This window comes from Serratia sp. T13T92 (assembly GCF_047530105.1).
Classification (GTDB): Bacteria; Pseudomonadota; Gammaproteobacteria; order Enterobacterales; family Enterobacteriaceae; genus Chania; species Chania fonticola.
The window spans coordinates 1-11,215 of sequence record NZ_JBLJAK010000074.1 but is presented as its reverse complement, the minus strand read 5'-3'; the positions used below and the strand labels follow the sequence as shown (position 1 = coordinate 11,215).

Genomic DNA, 11,215 nt, shown 5'->3' with positions numbered 1-11,215 from the left:
GTGCGGCGATGCGAAAACTGCTGCAACTGGCCTATGGTGTGGTGAAATCAGGAAAGACATTTAATGCGGAAATACCGCTTGCCGGATAGCCGACAAGACGGTATCTCTCCCACAGGGAGAGGGGACTGAACGTGCCACAAATTGAGAACAGTGTCTGACCGAACGAGCCGCCGATTGAGTAAGGTTCCTGACCACAACACCGAACTGGCTCCCTCTCCTTTTGGGGATGTACACCCCAGGGAGAGGGGACCGATCCAGTTAGGCTGAAAGTGTAGTGATTCTTCATAAGCACCGGCTGACTGACCCTGCTCATCCTGGTTAAAGTGATGATCGAGTTGCTTGATCACCTCTTTACTTCCAAAAGAGCAGGGGCTAACAGCTCCCTCTCCCTGTGGGAGAGGGTTGGGGTGAGGGGCTAGCGGTTAACGGAGCGAGCTATGCGGGTATAGGTGTGGCGTACACCGCGGATCGCCACGCTGTAGGCAAAGATATTCTCCGGCAACGCCAAGCCAAGATAGCCGGTATCGCCAATATGGTGCAGATCGGCTCCGGCCATTTTGCTCATCAGGGCAATTTGGCGAATGGTTTGCACATCGGCCCCCTCCTGAGAAGTGCCGATAGCGGTCATCGCCAGCGCGCCCTGTTGCTGAGTAAACGTAATCAGCTCGGCGACCTTTTCCTGCGACATTCCGGGGATGGTGCCCGGTGCAGGTAATAGAACAATGTCGGCCCCGTTTTCAATAAACAGCGCAATATCTTGTTCGGTGATCAACTGACTGCCGCTTTCACGCACAATCCCGGCACCGTGCATTTTGCCGGTCACCAGCACCAGCTTATCGCCCACTTCGTCACGAATGTGCTTCAGCGCCTCGGCGATGGCCTGGTTGCTGACGCCGTTATTCGGGTTACCGGTCAAGACCACCATGCGAGCGCCAAGCTCATACAGTTTTCGGGCGTTTTCCGCCGTGGCCGCACGCCCCGCCGTCATCTGCCAGAACTCATTGTGCGTGGTGGCAAACGCCGGATCGACGGCTTCCAGATTGACCCCGATAACGCGCCCGGTCAGCCGTTGCAGTTCGCGTATGCCTTCTTCTGGTGGTACATCGGCAGGCAGCCCGGCAATGTGCGGCTGATTGACATCAAACAGGTTCAGCAGCAGGATGTCGGCCCCCTGGCTGGCAGCCAGTTCGGCATTGGTGACGTTATTGAGCAGCGGCTGGGTTATCGCGATGGTCTCACTGACCAGAATGCGCCCTTCGCTGGCACGGATGGCGTAGATCAGATCGTCTTTGCTGATGTTGGCCAGATCGCTGGCGCTAAAGTCCAGATATCTTTTCATGGTGCAATCTCCGGTGATTTTTTCTGTGTGCTGCTTGGCGTTTTACGAGGGGGGACTGTCCGAACTAAAAACCGACTCCCGCGTCTGACCTCAACACCGAATACGTTAAACGGGCGCAGCATGCGGCCCCCCTACGCCGTCCTGACTACAACACCGTTTCAGCTCCCTCTCCCTGTGGGAGAGGGTTGGAGTCAGGGGAAAACAGCGAAAGTAAACGCTCACAAACTTATTCCAGGGTAAAGCTCTGCTGTTGCAGGTTGTCCGAGTCCAGGCCAACAAACACGTTGAATTTACCCGGCTCCGCGCCCCATTTCAGGCTGGCGTTATAAAACTTCAAATCGTCCTCGGTAATCGGTAATTCCACCCGCTGTTCCTGCCCGGCACGCAACGTCACCTTCTTGAAGTTACGCAGCTCCTTGATCGGGCGGCTGACCGAGGCGGTCACATCCTGCACATACAGCTGTACCACGGTGGCACCGTTATATTTACCGGTGTTTTTCAGCATCACGCTAGCGGTAATTTTGCCGTCGCGCGCCATCTCTGGGCTGGAGAGCTTGAAGTCCGATAGGGCAAACTGGCTATAGCTCAAACCATACCCAAACGGATACAGCGGGCCATTCGGTGAATCAAAGTAACGCGAGGTGTACTTGCCCGGGTTTTCCTTGCCGAACGGTCGGCCAGTGTTGAGATGGTTGTAGTAAATCGGGATCTGCCCCACCGAGCGCGGGAAGGTCATTGGCAGCTTGCCGGAAGGGTTGTAGTCACCAAACAGCACGTCGGCGATGGCATTCCCACCTTCGGTGCCGCTGTACCAGGTTTCCAGCATCGCATCTGCCTGTTCACTTTCCCAGCTCAATGCCAACGGACGGCCATTCATCAGCACCAGAACCAGCGGTTTACCGGTGGCTTTCAACGCCGCGATCAGGTCACGCTGACTTTGTGGAATGGTGATATCCGCCCGGCTGGAGGCTTCATGAGCCATTCCCTGCGCTTCACCCACTACCGCCACCACCACGTCGGCCTGTTTAGCGATCTTTACCGCTTCATCGATCATCTGTTGTGGCGAACGCGTATCAAAGGCCACCGCAGTTTCATACTCGTTCAGATAATCAACAATGCTCTTGTCCTGAGTAATGTTGGCGCCTTTGGCGTACAGGATGCTGGCCTTATCGCCCACCGCATTCTGCAACCCTTCACGCACGGTGATCGACTGCTTCACCACGCCTGCCGCCGACCAGCTCCCCATGATATCGCGCTGGCTGTCAGCCATCGGCCCGATCAACGCAATGGTGCCCTGCTTTTGCAATGGCAGCGTCTGCTTGTCATTTTTCAGCAACACCATGGTCTTGCGGGCAATCACGCGGGCTTCCGCACGGTGCAGACGGCTTTCGGCATTGGTATCCTGCGGGTCGGAGCCTACCGGACCGAGGTGGTTATACGGATCTTTAAACAGGCCCATATCATATTTGGTGTTCAGCACGTCACGGCAGGCCCGGTCGATCTCGCTTTCAGCAACCAGACCTTCCTTCACCAGCCCCGGCAAGTATTGGTCGTAATACTCGTCGCTCATGCTCATATCGACGCCGGAGGTGATCGCCAAACGCACCGCATCACTCGCATCCTGAGCCACGCCATGCTTAATCAACTCTTTAATCGCGCCGTGATCGCTGATGGTGATGCCTTTGAAGCCCCACTGGTCACGCAGCAGATCTTTCAGCAGCCATGGGTTGGCCGTCGCCGGTACGCCGTTGATTGAGTTAAGCGAAACCATCACGCCACCGCTGCCAGCATCTACCGCCGCCTTATATGGCGGCAGGTAATCCTGATGCATACGCAACGGGCTCATATCAACGGTGTTGTAGTCACGGCCCCCTTCAACTGCGCCATACAGGGCAAAGTGCTTCACGCTGGCCATCACCGACCCCGGCTTGGACGGATCGCCATTCTGGTAGGCATCTACCATCACTTTGGCAATCTTCGATACCAGCCAGGTATCCTCTCCAAACCCTTCAGAGACTCGGCCCCAACGCGGATCGCGGGTAATATCGACCATCGGCGAGAAGGTCATGTTCAGGCCGTCATCACTGGCTTCCTGCGCTGAAACACGCCCGCTCAGGGCGATAGCCTCCAGATCAAAGCTCGCCGCCAGCCCCAGGCTGATCGGGAACACGGTACGCTGGCCGTGGACCACGTCATAAGCAAAAAACAGTGGGATCTTCAGGCGGCTGAGCTGCATGGCCTGATCCTGCATTGCGCGGATATCTGGCCGGGTCACGGTGTTGAAGATCGCCCCGATCTGGCCTTTGCTGATGCCATCACGGATGGCCTCTTTCGGGTTATCTGGCCCCACGCTGATCAAACGCAGCTGGCCGATTTTCTCTTCCAGCGTCATCTGCTTCATCAGGTTGGAGACAAAGGCATCACGCTCTTGAGCATAGATCCCTTGGGTCGCACTGCTTTCCTGCGCAAAAACCGGGCTGATAGCCAGGCCGGACAACATACTCACCACACAAAGCCATTTCATAGTTTGATTCTCTGGCACGTCCCCGCCGGCAATGTCGGCCAGGAGGCATTAATAGATGTGAGCACGCAGTTTGCCATACTCTTTTTGTTTGCAGAATCAATTCGTCTGCGTTGTTGTTAGCAGATGATGCAGTCTGCTCCGGCTGGCTTGCGCCTCTGCCCCCAGCCACTCCACCAGCCGGGTTAAAGCCGCAGGCACCACCGCATGTTCGGGGTAAACCAGATAATAGGCGGCACCGCTGACCACGCTGATCGGGAACGGCGTAATAATGCGATTGGCCTGAATATCCTCTTCCAACAGGCACAGATCGCCGATGGCGATACCACAGCCCTGTAATGCGGCGCTCATCGCCAGATCGAGAGTATCAAAATGCTGTGACTTGGCGGAGGGAAAAGCCGCCTGCCCCGCCGCTTTCAACCATAGCAACCAATCACGGCGATCGCGCGTGGGATGCAGCAAGGTTGTCTCCGCCAGATCGGCAGGTTCTGGTGGCCGAACCTGCTCGGGCAGATAGTTTGGCGTGCAGACCGGCGTCAGGATCTCATCAAACAGATGGTGCACCACCAGCCGTTTGCCCTGAGGTTTGCCAAACACCACCGCCGCATCAAAATGTTCGCTGCCAAAATCCAGCCCGTGCGACACCGACGCGGTCAGTTCGATATGCATCTCCGGCCGTTCATTCTGCAGGCGAATAATACGCGGCAATACCCAGCGCATCGCACAGGTTGGGCATTTGACGCGTAGCGTACCCGGCTGTTCCCCGGCCTTGGCCAGCGCCTGCGCCAATTGCTCTAACGCCAGCTGCACCGGCGCCAACAGCAGCGCGCCCTGTGGCGTTAGCGTTAGCCCACGAGCGCGGCGGCTGAACAGCGGATAACCCAGTTGCTGTTCCAATCCCAGGATCTGGCGGCTGACCGCGCCCTGCGTCAAATGCAGCGTCTGGGCGGCATGGGTGAAATTGAGACGCTCAGCGACCACCACAAAGGTTTTCAGCACGTCGAGCGACGGCAGCGATGTTTGCATAATAAATCCCGATACCTGCATTTATTTTCACTGTCAGCCATGATCTGGCTGCATGGCAAGCATGACGAATTTTCTCTTGTTAGCCTATCCTAACTGATGCTTAATCATTCGACACTCGAATCTTTTGCCAGGAGCCCCCATGCACAGCGCCTGCTCGCAACGTTCTAAACTGCCGGACGTTGGCACTACCATTTTCACCGTGATTGGCCAACTGAGCGCCGAACATCAAGCTCTGAATCTTTCGCAGGGCGCCCCCAATTTTGCCTGCGATATACAACTGATCGAAGGCGTCGCCCAAGCCATGCGCGCAGGTCATAACCAGTACGCCCCAATGAGCGGCGTAGCGGCACTGCGTCATGCACTGGCGGAAAAAGTTGAGCGGCTGTATGGCGCCCGCTATGACGCCGACGACGAAATCACGGTGATCGCCAGCGCCAGTGAAGGGTTGTACTCCGCCATCAGCGCGCTGGTGCATCCCGGCGATGAGGTGATCTATTTCGAACCCGCCTTCGACAGCTACGCCCCGATTGTGCGTCTGCAAGGGGCGACCCCGGTTGCCATCAAGCTTTCGCTGCAAGATTTAACCATCGACTGGAATGAGGTGGCGGCGGCAATCAACAGCAAAACCCGCATGATCATCGTCAACAGCCCGCACAACCCTACCGGCAGCGTATTCGATGAACACGATATCGAGCGCCTGACCGCCCTGACCCGCAATACCGATATCGTCATTCTTTCCGATGAAGTATATGAGCACGTGGTCTTCGACGGCGGCATTCACCACAGCATGGCCTGCCATCCCGCTCTGGCAGAGCGCAGCGTGATCGTCTCTTCCTTTGGCAAGACCTATCACGTTACCGGCTGGCGCGTCGGTTACTGCATGGCACCGGCAGCGCTGATGGATGAAATCCGCAAGGTGCACCAATTTATGGTGTTCTCTGCCGATACGCCGATGCAATATGCCTTTGCCACCGCGCTGAATAATCCACAGAGCTACCTGGGGTTGGCGGAGTTTTACCAGCAAAAACGCGACCTGCTGGCAGCCGCGTTGCAAAAATCACGCTTTGAGTTACTGCCCAGCCGTGGCAGCTTCTTTATGCTGGCCCGCTTTAGCGGTTTCAGTAATGAAAGCGACAACGACTTTGCGGTGCGCTTGATCCGCGAAGCCAAGGTGGCAACCATCCCGCTGTCGGCGTTTTACAGCGACGGCACCAATACCGGCATTATCCGGCTTAGTTTCTCGAAAGATAATGACACCCTGCTGGAAGGCGCTCGCCGTCTGTGTCAGGTGTGATCCATTGATTTTTACCATGGGGAAGAAACAGTAATGAAAAAAACACTGAAAACGCTGATCGCGGCGGGATGTTTACTGGCTGCCGGTTCCACACTGGCGGCAGAGAATAGCCTGCGTTTTGGTCTTGAAGCGCTATACCCGCCTTTCGAGTCCAAATCCGCCAGCGGCAAGTTGGAAGGGTTTGATATCGATCTGGGTAACGCCGTGTGCGCCGCTGCACAGGTCAAATGCAGCTGGGTAGAAACCTCGTTCGACAGCCTGATCCCGGCGTTACAGGCCCGCAAATTTGACGTGATTAACTCGGCGATGAACGTCACCGAGCAGCGCAGGCAGGCGATTGCGTTTACCGATTCGATTTATCAGGTGCCAAACCGCCTGATTGCCAAGGCCGACAGCGGCCTGAAACCCGATGCCAAATCGCTGACGGGGAAACACGTCGGCGTATTGCAGGGTTCCATTCAGGAAAACTATGCCAAGGCACACTGGGCACCGGAAGGGGTTGATGTCGTATCCTATCAGGATCAAAATCAGGTCTATCTGGATCTGACCGCTGGCCGCCTGGATGCCACCTTGATCATGGCCCCTGCCGGGCAGAGCGGTTTCCTGGCACATCCAGATGGTAAAGGCTTCGCATTTGTTGGTGATGCGGTACAGGACGATAAAATCCTGGGTGAAGGCATCGCCTTCGGTCTGCGTAAAGACGACACCGCGACGCTGAAAAAGCTCAACGAAGCCATCGCCAAGGTGAAGCAGCAAGGCACCATTGGCGAACTGTCCAAGAAGTATTTTGGCGATATCGATGTGACGGTGAAATAAACCGTTGTCTTCTGGCACTCTTCAACTCGGAGAGTGCCAGGAAAACACCATTTACTTGCTGTCAAACACCGAACTGTTCAACCCGCGATCCTGCTGATGCCGCTCAAGAGCCAGCTCAATCAACGCGGTGATCAACTGGGTATAGCTCACCCCGCTGGCTCCCCACAGTTTTGGATACATGCTGATATTGGTGAAGCCAGGCAACGTATTAATCTCGTTGATAATCACGTTATTATCCGGCGTCAGGAATACGTCGACGCGCGCCATACCCAAGCAATCCAGCGCCTTGAAGGCTTGCAATGCCACTTCGCGGATTTTATCGCTGACGTCCTGATCGATCGCCGCCGGTACCACCACCTGCGCGCCCTGCTCATTAATGTACTTGGTGTCGTAAGAGTAGAACTCATCGCTAAGGATGATTTCGCCACAGACGCTGGCCTGTGGATTATCGTTGCCCAATACCGCGCATTCGATCTCACGGCCAACAATAGCCGACTCCACCAGCACTTTATGGTCGAAACTGAATGCCAGGGCGATAGCCTGCTCGAACTCAGCCTGGTCATGCACCTTGCTGACGCCAACGGAGGAACCCTGATTCGCCGGTTTAACAAACAGCGGTAACCCCAGGCTTTCACTTAACTGCGTAAAACCGTACTTGTTGCGGTTGGAACGCGTTAACGTGACGAACGGTGCTACTGACAGCCCAGCATCCCGCAGCAGGCGTTTGGTAACGTCTTTATCCATGCTGACCGCCGACCCTAACACGCCCGCTCCTACGAACGGCATATTCGCCATCCGCAGTAGCCCTTGCAGTGAGCCATCCTCCCCCAAGGTGCCGTGGACGATCGGGAACACCACGTCGAGCTGGCCCAGCGCACCGGCCCCATCAGCCTCTATCAGTTGCTGTTTCTCATACCCAGGGACCAGCGCCACGTTTTTATTCGAGTGGTTCAGCGCGATCAACGCCGGGTTTTCCGCATTCAGCAGGAAGTTGGAGGCATCGTTAAGGTGCCACTGCCCCTGCTTATCAATGCCCAGCAGCGTGACGTCAAACTTCTCTTTGTCGATGGCATCCAGAATATTTTTTGCCGACTGCAGCGAAACCTCATGCTCCGCCGATTTGCCCCCAAAGATCACCCCAACACGTAGTTTAGTCACGCCCTAAATCCTTCTTAAAAAAGTCATGGCAACAAAGCCGACGATCACAATAAACGCATTGTGCGACCCCGGCAATGACCATTCGGCCTAAAATGCCTGCGCCACAGAATGCCAAACCCACAGCATCCAAAACGTATACACTCCGTATATTGTTCGCTTACGGAGTCTGCTATGGGGATAGTAAAAATCTCGGAGACGCTACATGACGATCTCAGGCTCGCCAGCCTGACCATGTCGCGTTCTATTAACGCACAGGCGGAACACTGGATCAGGATCGGTATGCTGGCAGAGCTGAACCCTGAGCTGACCTATCCGCAACTGGTAAAAAAAATGATGAAAGATAACGCGCTGACGCTGAAGGAGATTGTTGGGTGAAAGATATTGTGATTAAAACGCCGCAGGAAATTGCCATCATGCGCCACTCCGGTGCGCTGCTGGCCAAGGTGTTTGCCATGCTCGATGAGGTGATCTGCGAAGGGATCACCACCATGGAGATCAATGACCTTACCGAAGCCTTTATCGTTAATGAGCTGAAATCACGCCCTGCCAGCAAGGGCCAGTATGATTTCCCCTACGTGCTCAATACCTCGATCGACGAAGTGATCTGCCACGGCATCCCATCGGCCAGCAAAATTTTGCGTTCCGGGATGATCGTCAATGTCGATATCACCTTGGAAAATAATGGCTTTATTGCCGATTCCAGCAAGATGTACTGCATCGGTCAAACCACCCCGCTCGCCAAGCGCCTGGTCAACAATGTCTACGAGTCAATGTGGCAAGGCATTCGGGCTGTGAAACCCGGAGCCACGCTAGGTGACATCGGCCACGCCATACAGCAACATGCAGAGCAGGCGGGTTACAGCGTAGTACGGGAATATTGTGGGCATGGCATTGGCCGTGAAATGCACGAAGGCCCAGCGGTGCTACACTTCGGCCTGCCAGGCACCGGTACGGTGTTGCAGGAAGGGATGGTGTTTACCATCGAACCGATGATTAACCAGGGCGACCACCGCATCAAACAGAAGAAAGATGGCTGGACCGTGGTCACCCGCGATAAAAAGCTTTCCGCCCAATGGGAGCACACCGTGGCAGTTACCGCTGACGGCGTGGAGATCCTGACGTTGCGCGCAGAAGAACGTGAGGCGGGATATCAGGAACGCTATTAAACATTAAACCCCGTTGCAGCCAGGCGGGGACATGGAGATGGGCATGACGCAGGCATTTATCACTCAGTTGAAGAATATCGTTGGCAACGCGCAAGTGCTGACCGGCGAGCGTAGCACTGAACGTTATCGCAAAGGTTTCCGCTCCGGCGGTGGCAAGGCATTGGCCGTAGTGTTCCCTACCCGTCTGCTGCAACTGTGGCAGATCCTGCAAGCCTGCGTCGCCGCCGATAAGATTGTCATTATGCAGGCAGCCAACACCGGCTTGACCGAAGGCTCTACACCCAGCGGCCAGGATTATGACCGTGAGATTGTCATTGTCAGTACCCTGCGGCTCGATCATATTCAGGTGTTGGATAACGGCAAGCAGGTAGTCGGCTTCCCCGGCAGCACGCTCAATAAGCTGGAAAGGCTGTTGAAACCTTATGGCCGTGAACCACATTCGGTGATCGGCTCTTCGTGCATTGGTGCTTCGGTGATCGGTGGCATATGCAACAACTCCGGGGGGGCGCTGGTCAAACGCGGCCCGGCCTATACCGAAATGGCGCTGTACGCCAAGCTGGACGCCGATGGTCAGTTACGGTTGGTCAATCATCTGGGGATTAACCTGGGCGATACGCCGGAAGAGATCCTTACGCGGTTGGAAAAGGGCGATTACCGACCAACCGATGTTGAACATGGCGAGCTGCGCGCTTCGGACAACGAATACGCCAGCCGGGTGCGCGATGTCGATGCCGATACCCCTTCCCGCTTTAACGCCGATAAACGCCGCCTGTTCGAGGCTTCCGGCTGTGCCGGGAAGTTGGCGGTATTTGCGGTACGTCTGGATACCTTCGCCAAAGAAGATAAAGAGCAGGTGTTCTATATCGGCACCAACGACACCGCAGTATTGACCGAGCTGCGCCGCCATATGCTGAGCCAGTTTGAAAATCTGCCGGTGGCCGGGGAATATATGCACCGCGACATTTTCGATATCGCCGAGGTGTATGGCAAAGACACCTTTATGATGATCGACAAGCTGGGCACCGATCAAATGCCTCGCTTCTTTACTCTGAAAGGCCGGGTGGATGCCACGCTGAACAAACTGCCGCTGATACCGCACAACCTCACCGATAACCTGATGCAGAAGCTGAGCAAGCTGGCCCCTAACCATCTGCCGCCGCGCATGAAAGCGTATCGCCAACGCTTTGAACACCATCTGCTGCTGAAAATGGCCGGGCCGGGTGTGGCAGAGGCCGAACAGTATCTGAAAAGCTACTTTGCCCAGGCCGAAGGTGACTTTTTCGTCTGTACGCCTGAAGAAGGCAAGAAAGCGTTTCTGCACCGCTTTGCCGCAGCGGGCGCCGCCGTGCGCTATCACGCGGTACATGCCGATCAGGTCGAGGACATTCTGGCGCTGGATATCGCCCTGCGCCGCAACGATACCGAGTGGTTCGAAACCCTGCCGCCGGAGATCGACAACCAGTTGGTACACAAGCTGTATTACGGCCACTTTATGTGCCACGTGTTCCACCAGGATTACGTGGTGAAAAAAGGCGCGGACAGCCATGCGCTGAAAGAACAGATGTTGGCGATCCTCAATCAGCGTGGTGCGGAGTATCCGGCCGAGCACAACGTCGGCCATCTGTATCATGCCAAGCCGGATTTGCAGGCGTTCTATCAGGATGCCGATCCCACCAACAGTTTTAATCCCGGCATTGGCAAAACCAGCAAGCAAAAACACTGGGGTAATAACATTCAGTAACATTTTATTCTACCCTCCTCACCAGCTCCCTCTCCCACAGGGCTGAGGAATCCCCAGAAAAAAATGAAAGGCACGATGAAGTGTGATCTACTGGTTGCGCTAACAAAACAGAAGAGACCTCATCGTGCCTTTACAAACAGTTTGCCAGAAATTT

Annotated in this window: 9 protein-coding genes; 5 read left to right on the top strand and 4 right to left on the bottom strand. The window is 55.5% G+C overall.

The window, feature by feature from the left end; all coding sequences use genetic code 11:
* Positions 1-415: 415 nt before the first annotated feature.
* The 3 genes from ACMV5I_RS28370 to ACMV5I_RS28360 form a co-directional block, all read right to left on the bottom strand.
* A complete protein-coding gene (locus ACMV5I_RS28370) occupies positions 416-1,339 on the bottom strand; it encodes a haloacid dehalogenase-like hydrolase (protein WP_414825844.1) in 924 nt (307 codons plus the stop codon).
* A gap of 226 nt (positions 1,340-1,565) precedes the next feature.
* Positions 1,566-3,863 carry a beta-glucosidase BglX gene (gene bglX, locus ACMV5I_RS28365; RefSeq protein ID WP_414825843.1) on the bottom strand — a complete coding sequence of 766 codons (2,298 nt, stop codon included), beginning with the start codon at positions 3,861-3,863 and terminating at the stop codon, positions 1,566-1,568.
* A 96-nt stretch (positions 3,864-3,959) separates the two neighbouring features.
* Positions 3,960-4,886, bottom strand: a complete 927-nt coding sequence (locus tag ACMV5I_RS28360) for a LysR substrate-binding domain-containing protein (protein WP_141131677.1) — start codon at positions 4,884-4,886, stop codon at positions 3,960-3,962.
* 139 nt (positions 4,887-5,025) lie between these two features.
* Here ACMV5I_RS28360 and ACMV5I_RS28355 point away from each other — a divergent pair, with 139 nt between their 5' ends.
* Both ACMV5I_RS28355 and ACMV5I_RS28350 read left to right on the top strand, forming a co-directional pair.
* Entirely contained in the window at positions 5,026-6,180 is a 1,155-nt protein-coding gene (locus tag ACMV5I_RS28355) for a pyridoxal phosphate-dependent aminotransferase (protein WP_141131676.1), read from the top strand.
* Between the two features lie 33 nt (positions 6,181-6,213).
* Complete coding sequence (locus ACMV5I_RS28350; RefSeq protein ID WP_414825842.1) at positions 6,214-6,996, top strand: ABC transporter substrate-binding protein; 783 nt, start codon at positions 6,214-6,216, stop codon at positions 6,994-6,996.
* Positions 6,997-7,047: 51 nt separating this feature from the next.
* On the opposite strand, the gene ddlA is transcribed toward ACMV5I_RS28350, so the two are convergent.
* The gene (ddlA, locus tag ACMV5I_RS28345; RefSeq protein ID WP_202809577.1) at positions 7,048-8,154 is read right to left on the bottom strand and encodes a D-alanine--D-alanine ligase; all 1,107 of its coding nucleotides are present in this window, start codon (positions 8,152-8,154) and stop codon (positions 7,048-7,050) included.
* A 171-nt stretch (positions 8,155-8,325) separates the two neighbouring features.
* Between ddlA and ACMV5I_RS28340 the strand changes: the two genes are divergently transcribed.
* The 3 genes from ACMV5I_RS28340 to dld are packed head-to-tail and all read left to right on the top strand — an operon-like array spanning position 8,326 to position 11,061.
* Positions 8,326-8,529: a ParD-like family protein gene (locus tag ACMV5I_RS28340; RefSeq protein WP_024527427.1), complete on the top strand. Its 204-nt coding sequence runs from the start codon at positions 8,326-8,328 to the stop codon at positions 8,527-8,529.
* Positions 8,526-9,320: a type I methionyl aminopeptidase gene (gene map, locus ACMV5I_RS28335; protein WP_121606262.1), complete on the top strand. Its 795-nt coding sequence runs from the start codon at positions 8,526-8,528 to the stop codon at positions 9,318-9,320. Before ACMV5I_RS28340 ends, map begins: the two co-directional genes overlap by 4 nt.
* Positions 9,321-9,363: 43 nt before the next feature.
* A complete protein-coding gene (gene dld, locus ACMV5I_RS28330; protein WP_391581451.1) occupies positions 9,364-11,061 on the top strand; it encodes a D-lactate dehydrogenase in 1,698 nt (565 codons plus the stop codon).
* Positions 11,062-11,215: the final 154 nt, after the last annotated feature.